The 11,505-nt window shown below is 71.9% G+C and carries 19 protein-coding genes and 1 pseudogene; 11 read left to right on the forward strand and 9 right to left on the reverse strand.

The window, feature by feature from the left end:
- Nucleotides 1–79: 79 nt before the first annotated feature.
- The 4 genes from VGH76_RS06080 to VGH76_RS06095 all read left to right on the forward strand — a co-directional run bounded on the left by VGH76_RS06080 (nt 80) and on the right by VGH76_RS06095 (nt 2,166).
- Nucleotides 80–712 carry a DUF3427 domain-containing protein gene (locus VGH76_RS06080; protein ID WP_331555726.1) on the forward strand — a complete coding sequence of 211 codons (633 nt, stop codon included), beginning with the start codon at nt 80–82 and terminating at the stop codon, nt 710–712.
- Between the two features lie 22 nt (nt 713–734).
- Entirely contained in the window at nt 735–1,274 is a 540-nt protein-coding gene (locus VGH76_RS06085; RefSeq protein ID WP_331555727.1) for a hypothetical protein, read from the forward strand.
- A 248-nt stretch (nt 1,275–1,522) separates the two neighbouring features.
- Entirely contained in the window at nt 1,523–1,759 is a 237-nt protein-coding gene (locus tag VGH76_RS06090) for a type II toxin-antitoxin system prevent-host-death family antitoxin (protein WP_331555728.1), read from the forward strand.
- A gap of 53 nt (nt 1,760–1,812) precedes the next feature.
- Nucleotides 1,813–2,166: a PIN domain-containing protein gene (locus VGH76_RS06095; protein WP_331555729.1), complete on the forward strand. Its 354-nt coding sequence runs from the start codon at nt 1,813–1,815 to the stop codon at nt 2,164–2,166.
- A gap of 48 nt (nt 2,167–2,214) precedes the next feature.
- Here the strand turns inward: VGH76_RS06095 and VGH76_RS06100 are convergent, their stop codons facing one another.
- Entirely contained in the window at nt 2,215–2,637 is a 423-nt protein-coding gene (locus VGH76_RS06100; protein ID WP_331555730.1) for a PPOX class F420-dependent oxidoreductase, read from the reverse strand.
- Between the two features lie 116 nt (nt 2,638–2,753).
- Here VGH76_RS06100 and VGH76_RS06105 point away from each other — a divergent pair, with 116 nt between their 5' ends.
- Complete coding sequence (locus VGH76_RS06105; protein ID WP_331555731.1) at nt 2,754–3,128, forward strand: VOC family protein; 375 nt, start codon at nt 2,754–2,756, stop codon at nt 3,126–3,128.
- A gap of 60 nt (nt 3,129–3,188) precedes the next feature.
- Here VGH76_RS06105 and VGH76_RS06110 read toward each other — a convergent pair whose 3' ends face one another.
- The 4 genes from VGH76_RS06110 to VGH76_RS06125 all read right to left on the reverse strand — a co-directional run bounded on the left by VGH76_RS06110 (nt 3,189) and on the right by VGH76_RS06125 (nt 5,128).
- The gene (locus VGH76_RS06110) at nt 3,189–3,449 is read right to left on the reverse strand and encodes a Txe/YoeB family addiction module toxin (RefSeq protein WP_331555732.1); all 261 of its coding nucleotides are present in this window, start codon (nt 3,447–3,449) and stop codon (nt 3,189–3,191) included.
- On the reverse strand, nt 3,446–3,706 hold the full coding sequence (locus VGH76_RS06115; RefSeq protein ID WP_331555733.1) for a type II toxin-antitoxin system prevent-host-death family antitoxin: 261 nt from the start codon (nt 3,704–3,706) through the stop codon (nt 3,446–3,448). Before VGH76_RS06115 ends, VGH76_RS06110 begins: the two co-directional genes overlap by 4 nt.
- Nucleotides 3,707–3,777: 71 nt before the next feature.
- Nucleotides 3,778–4,068: a hypothetical protein gene (locus VGH76_RS06120; RefSeq protein ID WP_331555734.1), complete on the reverse strand. Its 291-nt coding sequence runs from the start codon at nt 4,066–4,068 to the stop codon at nt 3,778–3,780.
- Between the two features lie 133 nt (nt 4,069–4,201).
- A complete protein-coding gene (locus VGH76_RS06125) occupies nt 4,202–5,128 on the reverse strand; it encodes a hypothetical protein (protein ID WP_331555735.1) in 927 nt (308 codons plus the stop codon).
- Between the two features lie 439 nt (nt 5,129–5,567).
- Here VGH76_RS06125 and VGH76_RS06130 point away from each other — a divergent pair, with 439 nt between their 5' ends.
- On the forward strand, nt 5,568–6,002 hold the full coding sequence (locus VGH76_RS06130) for a hypothetical protein (RefSeq protein WP_331555736.1): 435 nt from the start codon (nt 5,568–5,570) through the stop codon (nt 6,000–6,002).
- Between the two features lie 14 nt (nt 6,003–6,016).
- Here VGH76_RS06130 and VGH76_RS06135 read toward each other — a convergent pair whose 3' ends face one another.
- A complete protein-coding gene (locus tag VGH76_RS06135) occupies nt 6,017–6,406 on the reverse strand; it encodes a type II toxin-antitoxin system VapC family toxin (protein ID WP_331555737.1) in 390 nt (129 codons plus the stop codon).
- Nucleotides 6,403–6,657 carry a type II toxin-antitoxin system VapB family antitoxin gene (locus tag VGH76_RS06140; RefSeq protein WP_331555738.1) on the reverse strand — a complete coding sequence of 85 codons (255 nt, stop codon included), beginning with the start codon at nt 6,655–6,657 and terminating at the stop codon, nt 6,403–6,405. Before VGH76_RS06140 ends, VGH76_RS06135 begins: the two co-directional genes overlap by 4 nt.
- A 142-nt stretch (nt 6,658–6,799) precedes the next feature.
- On the opposite strand from VGH76_RS06140, the gene VGH76_RS06145 reads away from it, so the two are divergent.
- The 3 genes and pseudogenes from VGH76_RS06145 (at nt 6,800) to VGH76_RS06155 (ending at nt 8,225) form a co-directional block, all read left to right on the forward strand.
- Nucleotides 6,800–7,435: an amidase family protein gene (locus tag VGH76_RS06145; protein WP_422653087.1), complete on the forward strand. Its 636-nt coding sequence runs from the start codon at nt 6,800–6,802 to the stop codon at nt 7,433–7,435.
- Nucleotides 7,369–7,716 (forward strand): annotated as a pseudogene (locus VGH76_RS06150) (amidase family protein); the annotation flags it as partial. The gene VGH76_RS06145 and the pseudogene VGH76_RS06150, both read left to right, overlap by 67 nt.
- Nucleotides 7,717–7,952: 236 nt before the next feature.
- Complete coding sequence (locus VGH76_RS06155; protein WP_331555743.1) at nt 7,953–8,225, forward strand: amidase family protein; 273 nt, start codon at nt 7,953–7,955, stop codon at nt 8,223–8,225.
- A gap of 343 nt (nt 8,226–8,568) precedes the next feature.
- On the opposite strand, the gene VGH76_RS06160 is transcribed toward VGH76_RS06155, so the two are convergent.
- Together VGH76_RS06160 and VGH76_RS06165 are read right to left on the reverse strand one after the other, a co-directional pair.
- Nucleotides 8,569–9,525, reverse strand: coding sequence for an SEC-C domain-containing protein (locus VGH76_RS06160; RefSeq protein WP_331555739.1), 957 nt, complete (start codon nt 9,523–9,525; stop codon nt 8,569–8,571).
- Nucleotides 9,526–9,580: 55 nt separating this feature from the next.
- The gene (locus VGH76_RS06165; protein WP_331555740.1) at nt 9,581–10,069 is read right to left on the reverse strand and encodes a Rieske (2Fe-2S) protein; all 489 of its coding nucleotides are present in this window, start codon (nt 10,067–10,069) and stop codon (nt 9,581–9,583) included.
- Nucleotides 10,070–10,104: 35 nt separating this feature from the next.
- On the opposite strand from VGH76_RS06165, the gene arr reads away from it, so the two are divergent.
- Nucleotides 10,105–10,542, forward strand: coding sequence for an NAD(+)--rifampin ADP-ribosyltransferase (gene arr, locus VGH76_RS06170; RefSeq protein WP_331555741.1), 438 nt, complete (start codon nt 10,105–10,107; stop codon nt 10,540–10,542).
- Between the two features lie 198 nt (nt 10,543–10,740).
- A complete protein-coding gene (locus VGH76_RS06175) occupies nt 10,741–11,430 on the forward strand; it encodes a hypothetical protein (RefSeq protein WP_331555742.1) in 690 nt (229 codons plus the stop codon).
- Nucleotides 11,431–11,505: the final 75 nt, after the last annotated feature.

Consider the following 11,505-nt stretch of genomic DNA (forward strand, 5'->3'; position numbering starts at 1 on the left):
GGTCGGACTTCGGCGCAGCGGGTGGCGGCGGTCTGTCGATCATGACCGCAGGTCCCTGCGTGAGCCAGCCCAGGACCAAGTGGATCATGACCTCGGGAGGGCACCACGGACCTCGGCGGTCCGAGGCGAAGCCTCTTTAGACACTCTGCGCGCCCACCCGGCGTTCCTCGCCGAGGCGATGACGCTGATGAGGTTGGGCGCCGACGAAGCCCGCGTGGTTCCCGGCAACCTCGGCATCCCCGGCGTTGCGCTGCGCTCGCACTGCACCTATCGCCGCGACGAGATCCTCGCCGGTATCGGCTGGGCGGACGGGGTGCGCAAGACTCGCGGGCAGGCTGCGGGCGTCGTGTACTGCGAGACGATCAACGTCGACGCGCTGCTGGTCACACTGCACAAAGAGGAGAAGGAGTTCGCCCCGTCGACCCGCTACCGGGATTACCCGATCTCTGCGGACCTCTTCCACTGGGAGTCGCAGAACTCCACCACTCAGGAGTCGAAAGTCGGCCGTCGCTACCTGGACGGCACGAGCCACGTGCTGCTGTTCGCTCGGGCGGCTCGTGATGACGAGTTCGGGGGAGGGGCGCCCTTTGTCTGCCTTGGCACGGCGAGCGCCGTCGAGCACCACGGCGAGCGCCCGATCTCAATCACCTGGCACCTGAACCGCGAGATGCCGAAGAATATCCTGCAACGTGGACAGTTGGCTGCCGCATAGCTTGATTCGCGGGAAGGAGCAGGTGGGCTGGCAGCCGTCCTGGGGCACGGCGGCAGCCTCGGGGAACGGCACCTCGGGGCGGGCCGTGGTTCGCGACGTCCTGCAACCGCTCGGCGTCGCGTCCGCCGACACCTACTTCACCGAATGCTATCGCCGCTACCTCGTCAAGACCGGAGCCAGCTCGCGGGCTGCGGCGATGGACCGGGCCTACACGCCGTTCGCCACACCACGAGGCCTGCCGCCGGCCTCGTTGCCGCGGCGTCCGTCGGACGCGGCCCTCGTCCGCATGGCCCTCGAGGAGGACTGCGGCGACCTCCTGGCCCAGCTCAGGGCCTCCGGGGCCGACGTCGTCGTGACGCTCGGCCAGCCAGCGGCGGACGTCCTCGCCGATCTCCTCGACGTTGACCGGGTCGCGCTCCGACGCGACCCCGCCTACGGGCGGGAACGTCGCGTGCGGATCGCTGACCGTACGGTCCCGTGGCTGCCGCTCAAGCACCCCGGGCAGCGCACGTCCGCAGGGGAGGAGCACCACCGACAGTGGGCGGACGGGCTCACCCGGTGATCGTTCGTCGGCTCAGCCGCCCGCCCGGCTGCGCAGCTCCCGAGGTGCGGGTCGACGTCGAGGTCGTTGGGCTGGAGTCCGATGCTGAGGATGCGGGTCGGGTGGAGGCGAAGGAATCTGGCTGCCGCACGTCTGGTCCGACGCGTCAGTTGACTCGTTGATGGCCTCGGCGCTGTCGCGGACCTCGAGGAAATCGGGCCGCCGCCCGGCCCGGCCGGAGGGTGTCTCCCCGGCGATATGGTCCAGTCGTGGACGAGGTCAGCCTGCGCGAGCTGCGCAACGCCGGTGGTGAGGTGCTTGCACGGGTCGAGCGGGGCGAGTCGCTGACGGTGAGCCGGGATGGTGAGCCGGTGGGCGAGCTGCACCCGGTGTCCCGCCCGCGACTGACCCGGGACGCGCTGCTGTCCCGGTGGCGCGCGTTGCCGGACGTGGACCCGGCCGCGTTCCGCTCCGATGTCGACGATTTGCTCAACGGTTCCCCCTGACGGGTGCGGCCGGGGTTGCTGGACAAGAGCGTGGTGGTCATCGCGCTCCGGCGTTGACCGACGGCACCTACCTGCCCGAGACGCCGTTCATCAGCGCCGTGACGCTCGCGGAACTCTCGGTGGGCCCGCTCGTGGCGCGAACGGATGCCGCGCGGGCCGCCCGGCAGGCCGTGCTCCAGCAGGCCGAGGCGGATTTCGACCCGTTGCCTTTCGATGCGGCAGCTGCTCGGTCGTTCGGGCGGGTCGCGGCGGCACTGCGGCAGGCCGGGCGCACGCCCGCGGCTCGCAGCTACGACCCGATGATCGCCGCCGTTGCCGTGGCGCGCGGATTATCGCTTCACACGGCGAACCCGGGCGGCTACCCGGCACTGGACGGCCTCGAGGTCGTTGCCGTCCCGCTGACCTGATCGCCTGCCGATCACCGCGGTGAGGAGCGAGCCCGGCGGCGTCGCCATTCAGCCGACGGCCCGGCTGCGCAATTCGGCGTGGTGCGGCTCGACGTCGAGGTCGCCGGGCTGCAGCCCGATGCTGAGGATCCGGGTCGGGTGGAGACGGATGATCGCGCTGCCGCCCATCTCGTGGGATGCGTCGCCCGGCTCGGTGATCGCCTCCGCGTGGCCCCGCACCTCGAGGAAGCGCACCCGCCACGGATCGGTCGAGTAGACGTCGTCGAGGACGAACGCCGCCTGCCCGTTCGCGGCGACGTTCCGGAACTTGCGGCTGCGGGACATGTTGTAGCCCCCGATGTCAATCGTCCCCAGCTCCTTGTTGACCCCGAAGCCGACCGGGTTGTTCTGCAGGGTGCCGTCGGGATGGCTGGTGGCCAGCCGCCCGATCCGCTGGCTGTTCAGGTAGTCGAGCTCCTCGTCGGCGAACATGATCAGGACGCTAGGACCTGAAGCGGGCTCGAGGTCAATGTCTTTGAACGAGGTTGACCTGAAGCGCGGTCGAGGTCCTAGCGTCGGTCGGGTCGAGAGGATCGAGGAGGACGACCATGACCGTCGAGCTCAACCACACCATCGTTCCGAGCCGTGACCAGCGCGCCGCCGCGAAGGACCTCGCCGAGCTGTTGGGGCTGGAGGTGACCAAGGCGGGCCACTTCGACGCCGTGCACGTCGGGAACGGCGTGAGCCTGGACTTCATGGACGTCGACGAGGTCCCGCGGCAGCCGATGCACCTCGCGTTCCTCGTGTCCGAGGAGACGTTCGACGAGGTGTTCGGGAGGCTCCAGGAGCGTGACCAGGCGTACTGGGCCGACCCGATGCACAGGAGGCTCAATCAGTTCAGCGCGTACAACGGCGGCCGCGGCTTCTACTGGGACAGCAGCCCCGACGGCCACAACTTCGAGGTCCTGACCCGTGCGGAGTGAGCACGACAATCGACCGCAGCCGCGCCATGGCCACAGCGAAGAGATCGGCTCCGTCCGCGCTCAGCGCTCGTAGTGGTACCGGCACGCCGCGATGCGAACCTCGTCGTCGACGATCCTGTAGACAAGCCGGTGCTCGTCGCTGATCCGCCGTGACCAGTAGCCGTGGAAGCCATGCTTCAGGGGCTCGGGCTTACCGATCCCCTCGTTGCCGTTCCAGACGACGTCGGCAAGCAGCGCGTTGATGCGCTTGAGGATCTTGGGGTCCTGCGCCTGCCACCACAGGTAGTCGCTCCAGGCGCTCTCGTCCCACACGAGCTTCACGAATCGGGATCGAGCAGCTCGTGCTCCTGTCCACCGCCGCCCTCGAGTCGATCGATGGAGGCTAGGAGCCGGTGAGCGTTCTCGGGGCTGCGCAGGAGGTAGGCGCTCTCCTTGAGCGACTCGTACTCGTCGAGGGCGACCATAACGACCGGGTCGTGGCCGGCTCGGGTGATCACGACTTCCTCGCGGTCGTCCACGACCGAGTTGAGGACCTCGGCGTACCGAGCGCGGCTCTCCGAGTACGACATGGTGCGCATGGGACCACCTCCACGTACAACATACTGTACGCCTCGCCTGCTGAGCTGGCCACGCGGCACGCTGCGCGTGCTCACGACTCGATCGGGAAGCGGTGGAGAAACCAGCCGAGCGCGTCGTCGACCCTCTTTCCCCATGACGTGGGCTCCCAGTCGGGCCCTGCCACGTGGTCGCTGAACTCGTCTGCCACGACCTCGAGCACCCGTTCACGGACCTCGCGAGTGGGTTCGTCGGACACGTCCAGGGCTGCCAGGAGGTCAGGGGCGCACTTCGTCAACACGTCGCGGAGGACGAGGGCGGATTCGGCGTCGAGCTTGTCCAGTGCGCTCATGGGTGTCGATGCGCCCGCGAGTTCTTCGCCCACGTGGTCACGACCTCTCCTCTCTCGTTGAGCGACACCACCGCGTCCTTGCCGGTATAGCGGTACGTGTTGTCGCCGGGTCGATACTCTGGATGCCTGACCGGGTTGGCGACCGCATCTTCCATCGCCTCGTCGCTCACCCCGTGGCCGCCGTTGCGCGTCTCCGCCTGTTCCTCACCGTGCCGCGTCCTGCCCATGATCTCCGTAGGAGGCGGGAAGGGGCCGGTCCCTGTATCGGCTCGGTCTGGTGGTCGACCTGGAATGGCGCGACTCTGCTGTCGGTGGCCGCGTGCGTGGCGAGGTCAAGGAGGCCAGCGCCGGCGAGCCCGACGCCCCCTGCCACAACTGCGACCGAGGCGCCTCCGAGCGGTACACCCGCGATCGCGCCGACTCCGGTTCCGTCGAGCGCCAGGCTTCCGACCACCCCGGCCGCACTGACGGCGGTCAGCGCCGAGCCGCCGACCACCCCGAGCACGTCGAGCGGGTACTCGAGCGCCGCGTTCCCGAGAGATGCCACCGAGTTGCCCAGCTCGGCCAGCGGAGACGTCGTGGCCGCAGCCGGGCGAGTGGACGGCGCAGGCGCGATCCCCGCGAGCGACGACGACGCCGCGTCGAGAATCCGAGCCGCCGCCTGGTTGGCGACCCGGGCCCGCTCCTCAGCTGTCCGCATCAGGGCGGCTCCGTCGTCCGTCGCCTGACCTGCACGATCCCTCGCCGCATCGGCGGCCGGAGCAGCTTCCGACGGCAGGCCCGAGACCGCGACCCGACCCTGCCCCACCATCGACTCACCACCCGCGTAGTCCCGCTGGGCGGTCCGGAGCTCTTCGGCGAACCGCGAGAGCGGCCCGACCGAGCCACCGACCGCCTCCGCGACCCGCTGCACGTTCGTCGCGTCCTGCTGGGTCCGGGCGAGGGCGAGCGGAGCCGCGAGCCCGGTCCAGTCGGCGGTGATCGCACGACCGTGACCCGCCACCGACTCACCGGCAGCCTGAAGCGACCTCGCCAGCACTCCCAGCTGCCGGCACGCCTCCTCGACCGCCTCCGGGTCACCGGGCAGTGGCATCAGCGCGGTCCCTCGAGCCCGGATGCGGACCGACCGTCGCTGGTCAGGTACTGCGCGCTCGACGCCTCGAGCGCCCCGGCGCAGTCAACGAGGCTCGCGCGGATGGACTGGAGAGACCGGTCGAGCTGTGATCCGAGCTCCGACGCAGCCCCCACCAGCGGACCCGCACCGGCACCCCACCGACACGTCGTCGAACGCCGCCCCGACCCGCAGCACCGCGTCGTCCAGGCCGTCGGCGTCCGAACGCAGATCGGCGGCACCGCGACGGAGCTGCTCGGGGCGCACGTCGAAGCCGTCCGGCACGTCGACTATCCTGACGGAGCACCGATCAGCGTGGGGCGGTTTCGAGAAGGTCAGGCGCCTAGAAAGCCCCGCAACGCCGCCAGCATCTGCTCCGGCGCCTCCTCGGCCGGGAAGTGCCCGCGGCGGCAAGGACGCGATGTTCCGCCGCTCCCTCGGGCACTACTCGGCCACGTACGGGGAGCGGTTCGAGGCGGCGCTGGCCGCTCACCCCGACGACCCGGTCGCGGCGGTGTCCGGCGTTCTTCGACGTCGTGCTCGTCCGGATCGCCGACCCCGACCTGCCCGCGGGATGCCTCATCGCCCAGTCGGCGGCGCAGCGCCGACCCTGACCGACGAGAGCAGCGCCGTCGTCGGGACCCTGCTCGCCCGGCAGCGGGAGCGGGTGGGGGCGGCGCTCGCCGCCGGGGGAGTGCCGGCCGAGCGGGTGGCGGAGCTCGCCGTCTTCGTCGTGGCGGTGAACCAGTCGCTGGCCGTGATGAGCCGGGCCGGCGCGTCGGTCGAGGACCTGCGTTCGATCGCTCGGACGGCGGGCGAGGCGGTGGAGCGGGCGGTCGTCGTCGGTGGGTCGTGATCGACGACGTCTGGTCAGAGAACCGAGGCCACGTCGGTCTGCGTGAAGTCGTTCCCCTTGAACAGCAGGGGCTCTCCGCGGTGCCGGGCCAGCGCGTACGCGAAACAGTCGCCGAGATTCAGACCAGCGGGGTGTCGTCCCTTCCCGAACCGGCGCCACGCATCGACGGCGAGCCGCGCCTGCGCCGCGTCGACCGGCTCGACATCGATGGCGACCTCCTCGAGGAGGTATGCGAGGTCGCGGGCGGCGTCAGGACCTTGCCGGGCCTCGACCACGATCCCGGCCTCGACCAGGTTGGCGGCCGAGATGAGTCGCAGCGCTGGGACCGTCAGGGCCTCGACGAACCGTTCGGCGTCGGGCTCGCCGAGGACGACGGCCACCACCGCGGAGGTCTCGACGATCACGCTGGGAGGCCGTCGGGACCGTACCCGAGGATCTCTTCAGCGGATCGATCGTCGAGGGAGCTCCGGGCACGACCTCGCCGGACGATGTCGGACAGTGCGTCCTGGGCGGCGTTGCGCGGACCACGCTGCCGGACGCGTGCCAGTCGCTCTTGGACGGCCAATCGCAGTGCTTCCGTGATCGTCTCGCCGGTTGCGGCGGCGAGCTCTCGGGTCAGCCGATCGGTCTCCGCGTCCTTGATGTTCAACGCCATCAGAGCATCCTACTGTTCTTCCTGTCTTCCCAGCGAGGAAGAATAGACACTCCTCAGGGCGCGCGTCGGAGCCGTCCGGCACGTCGGGAATCCTGGCGCAGCACCCGGCCGTGGGGCCGCTTCGGAGAAGAGGAGGGCGCACGTGGCAGTGGAGTCGGAGGTAGCGCCGGAGCTGCGCGGGATCTCGGCGGTCGCCGACGACGCGCTGGGTGACGACGACGCCGTCGGGCTCACGTCGCGGGTCCGGCGCGGCGAGGTGTCCGCCGAGGAGCTCCGGCGAGCCGCCGCCGAGCGGATCGCCCGAGTCGACCCGACCCTGCACGGGCTGACCTTCGACCGGCGCGACGAGCCCGTCACCGGAAACCAGGACAGCCCGCTCGTCGGCGTCCCGACCCTGGTCAAGGAGAACTCCGACGCCGCCGGCTGGCCGACCACCAACGGCACCACCGCCTACGTCGCCGAACCCGCCCCGGCGAACGCCGAGGTCACCGACCAGCTCCTCGACCTCGGCGTCGCGCTGCTCGCGCATGCCCGAGTTCGGCCTCAACGCCAGCACCGAGTTCGTCGACGCCGAGCCCACCCGCAACCCCTGGAATCCCGCCTACTCCGCCGGCGCCTCCTCGGGCAGGTCAGCCGCGCTGGTCGCCGCCGGTGCGGTCCCGCTGGCCCACGCTTCAACGACATCCGATTCAGCACGCCGATAGGGGCTCGATGCGCATTCCGGCCGCCGCGTGCGGGCTCGTCGGGCTCAAGCCGTCGCGGGGGCGGACGGCGCTGAACGCCCAGGGCGAGCAGATGCCGATCAACCTGGTCAGCGACGGCGTCGTCACCCGCGCCGCCCGCGACACCGCCGCCGTCCTCGGCCACCTCGACCGGCGCCGTCGCAATCCGCACTTCCCGCCGATCGGCCTGGTCGAGGGCCCGGCGAACCGCACGCTCCGGATCGGGCTCGTGCTCGAGAGCCCCGCCGCCGGCCCCGTCGACGACGAGACCCGCGACGCCGTCGTCGCCACCGCCGCGGCGCTCGAAGCCGCCGGGCACGTCCTCGAGCCGCACACCCTCGGCGTCGGGACGCAGTTGGTCGACGACTTCCTCGTCTACTGGGGCCTGCTCGCGTTCGGGATCGTCGTGGGCGGGCGGTTCAGGTTCCCGGCGTTCGACCCGTCCCGGCTCGACCCGCTCACCCACGGCCTGCACCGGCACTTCCTGACACGGCGCCGCGGCGGCCCGGGTTCCTGCGGCGCCTTCGGCGGGTCGCCAGGGCGTACGACGGCGAGTTCGTCCACCACGACGTCCTGCTCTCTCCGGCGCTCGCGCACCGCACCCCGGAGCTCGGCTGGCTGCACCCCGCGGTGCCGTTCGAGGAGCTGCGGCAGCGGTTGGTGGACTACGTGGGGTTCACGCCGCTGCAGAACGTCGCGGGGGCGCCGGCGACCGCGGTGCCGGGCGGGCGGACCGCGGACGGGCTCCCGATCGGGGTCCGGCTGGCCGGTGCCGTGGGTGACGAGCGGACGCTCCTCGAGCTCGCCTACCTGCTCAAGGCGGAACGGCCCTGGCCGCTGCTCTGACCGCGCGTGAGGTGACCCGTCGCGACCGACCAGGCCATGCGGCCTACCCACCGCGCAGCTCGTCGATCAGCGAGTTCGAGGACGGCCGGCCCGCGGTGGGGGAGAGGATGGAACCCGAGGCAGGCCACGGGAAGTGGGCGCGGGGTCGGTGAGCGCGGCACGGGCGAGCTCGGGGAGGACCTCGCCGGCGGTGCGCTTCTCGCTCGCAGCACGCTCCTCGACGGCGAGCAGGACGTCGTCGTCGAGGGACAGGGTGATGCGCACGAGCCGGTGAGCCGACCAATGCCGAGCTGCTCGCCGCCGAGCGCGAGGAACGCCTGTATCAGCCACCCGAGCATTCGGGTCAGGTCGCGCCGAGACCGGGCCGCCCGCAGCACTTCTTGTACTTACCGCCCGAGCCGCACCAGCAGGGACCGTTGCGCGGCGGCGGCCACGAGAGCCCGGCCGTCGGGGCTATCCGGGAGCTGTACCGGTTCTTGACCGCGGAGTCCGTCGGCGACTTCCCGATCTCCTCGGCGAAGGCGACGAGGCCGCTCACCGGCAGCGGGACGACCGTGATGCTGGCCGCTCCGGCGTCGCGCAGCTCGCGCCACCCGAGCTCGGTCGCGGTGAAGTACTCCTCGTCGGTTCCGGGGTACTCGTCCGGCCAGCGGCGTTGCGCCTCGGCGCGTTCCCGTCGCTGGAAGAACACGAGTTGCACGCGGGCGCACTCGCCCGCTTCGAGCCGCTCCAGCACGTCGTCGCGAGTCGGCGGCTCCTGGGCCCAGGGGAAGGTCTGCGACTCGGGAACGAGCTCGTCCATCCGATCAGGCGGCAGGCCCAGAGCCTCCCGCACCTCGCGGCGGCCCTGGACGATGGTCCCCGCGAACGAGAACGCCGCGTGAGGTCCGTGCAGTGCCTGGACGGCCTCGTCGTCGAGGCGCGCGACCGCGCGGTCGTACCACGCGGCCGCCTGCTCGAGGTCCTCACGTTCGGCGAAGAGCTCGGCCACGATCTGACACGGACCATCGCTCAGCGCCGGGTCGCGGGCCAGCGCGGCGACCTCCGTGGCGGCGTCCTCGTCGCGGCCGTCCTCGTAGAGATGGTCGATGCGCTGGGCGCGCGCGAAGCATCCGTCCGGCCCGCCGTCGGTCACGAGCTGGTCGATGAGCTCGTACGCACGGTCCGGACGCCCGCCGCGTCGCCACGCCGTCACGGCCTCCAGGAGCAACTCGCCCCGCTCCTCGGGGAAATCGGCGGCGTCGGCCTCGAGCCCCTCGGCGATCTCGAGCTCCTCTGGACGCACCCCGTTTCCGGCCACGAGGGGACGGTAGTCCCGCCCGTCCTCGCTCCCGAGGCAGGTTCGTGGCCGGCCGTCAGGTCGCGACGATGTCCTGCCCCTGGAGCCGCACCGGGACAGCCGGCAGTGGGCGATCCGCCGGCCCCTGCTGCACCGCGCCGGTCGTCGCGTCGAACACCGAGCCGTGGCACGGGCAGGCCAGCGTCGTCCCGGCGGGGCCGACCGTGCAGCCCTGGTGGGTGCAGACCGCGCTGTGGGCGACCACCTGATCGGCCGCCGGCCGGGTCAGCGCCACCGGGGCCCCGTTCGCGCTGGTCACGACGGTGCTCGACCCGACGGGCACGTCGCCGAGACCCGCCAGGCGACCCGGCGTCGGCGCGGCCGGCGGCGCGCTCGGCGCGGCGCCGCACGCCGCAAGAGCGCCGGCCCCGACGAGGGCGACGCCGCCCGCGAGGCCGATCCGGAGCAAGGGGCGCCGTCCGAGGTCGGGTGCCGACGGCGGGTCGGTCGTCCCGTCGGCGTCGGGGCGGCTCGGCGTCGTTCCACTCCCAGAAGACCCGGACATGACCGCGACCGTACGACGGCGTCATGCTGGCGGGCGTGAACGACGAGGGGGCGGGGCCGACGCCGTTCGAGATCCACGAGTCGGGGAAACTGCTGCACGGGACCAAGGCGGACCTCGCCGTCGGGGACCTGCTGGTGCCCGGCCGCCTCTCGAACTTCGAGGACAGCCGCGTCATGAACCACGTCTACGTGACCGAGACGCTCGACGCCGCGACCTGGGGAGCCGAGCTGGCCGCCGGCGACGGGCCGGGCCGCATCTACGTCGTCGAGCCGACCGGACCGATCGAGGACGACCCCAACGTCACCGACAAGAAGCTCCCCGGCAACCCCACGCGCTCCTACCGGACCCGCGAGCCCGTCCGCGTCGTCGGCGAGCTCGAGGGCTGGACCGGTCACACGCCCGAGCAGCTACGGGCGATGGCGGACGCCCTCGCCGACCTGCGGCGACGCGGAGCCGCCGTCATCTACGACTGATCCGGTGGCCCCGCCCGGACCACCGGGATCACCCTGCGTCGTCCCGCCGAGGAGCCCGGCGGCGGGAGCGAGATCCGGCTCACGCCCCGGTGCCGATCAGCGATCCCCGACGACCGCCCACCCGCGCCGAGGCGCCGCCCGTCGTGCTCGTCCGAATGCCCGACGACCCGCGGGGGTCGGATGCGCACACTCGGGATCATGGACGGTCACGACTTATCCACCCCGACCCCGACGCGGATGTGGTTCTCGCTGCTCCGCCGTCTGGGTCGGGGCCTCGCGGGTCGGCGCATCTCCGTGCGCGACACCGCGTGCACGGTCGTGTCGATGCACGGCAAGCCCGACGGCCCCGGGTGGTCGTTCGGGCGGGCGCGTGACATCCACATCGTGCTCCGGGACGTCACGGCGCCGGAGCTCGAGGCGCAGGAGCTCGTCGTCGAGTGCGACTCCCTCGCCGTCGGGTCGACCGTCACGGCCACCGGGGTCCGGATCACCGCCACGCTGACGCCGGAGGCGCTGGCCGCGTTCGGCGACCAGGACGCGGCGAGCCCGCCGGTCGCCATCGTCGACGGGGAGTTCCGCACCCCGTGGATGCCGGGGATCGAGATGGTGCTCCGCCCGGAGGTCACCGAGGACGCCCTCCGGTTCACGCCCACCGCGCTCCTCACCCCGCTCGGACGGTGGTCCTCGTGGGGCCTGCTGCCGTCCGGGACTGCGCCGTCGCCCGACCTCCCCCTCGGCATGCGCCTCACCGAGATCACGACGACCGACGACGCCGTCCTCATCCGCGCGAAGCTCGACCGGTGGACCGCGCCGGCGGGGGACCGACCCCGGCTCCGGGAGCTGCTCGCCGCGGCCACGCAGGACCGCGGGATGTCCGCGGCCGTCTAGCGATCCTTGGTCGCTAGAGCTTTGGCATGTGGGCAAGGGTCAGGCGGCGGCCGACGGTAGCCGTGCATCGGCCAC

Source organism: Actinomycetospora sp., from assembly GCF_036497585.1.
Lineage (GTDB): Bacteria > Actinomycetota > Actinomycetes > Mycobacteriales > Pseudonocardiaceae > Actinomycetospora.

Bases quoted from the DNA above. Each gene is read 5' to 3' on its own strand.
- VGH76_RS06125 (WP_331555735.1), bottom strand. From the start codon at position 5,128: ATGCCACTGCCCGGTGACCCGGAGGCGGTCGAGGAGGCGTGCCGGCAG.
- VGH76_RS06140 (WP_331555738.1), bottom strand. From the start codon at position 6,657: ATGGCGTTGAACATCAAGGACGCGGAGACCGATCGGCTGACCCGAGAG.
- VGH76_RS06165 (WP_331555740.1), bottom strand. From the start codon at position 10,069: ATGTCCGGGTCTTCTGGGAGTGGAACGACGCCGAGCCGCCCCGACGCC.
- VGH76_RS06115 (WP_331555733.1), bottom strand. From the start codon at position 3,706: ATGCGCACCATGTCGTACTCGGAGAGCCGCGCTCGGTACGCCGAGGTC.
- VGH76_RS06105 (WP_331555731.1), top strand. From the start codon at position 2,754: ATGACCGTCGAGCTCAACCACACCATCGTTCCGAGCCGTGACCAGCGC.
- VGH76_RS06100 (WP_331555730.1), bottom strand. From the start codon at position 2,637: ATGTTCGCCGACGAGGAGCTCGACTACCTGAACAGCCAGCGGATCGGG.
- VGH76_RS06130 (WP_331555736.1), top strand. From the start codon at position 5,568: ATGTTCCGCCGCTCCCTCGGGCACTACTCGGCCACGTACGGGGAGCGG.
- VGH76_RS06175 (WP_331555742.1), top strand. From the start codon at position 10,741: ATGGACGGTCACGACTTATCCACCCCGACCCCGACGCGGATGTGGTTC.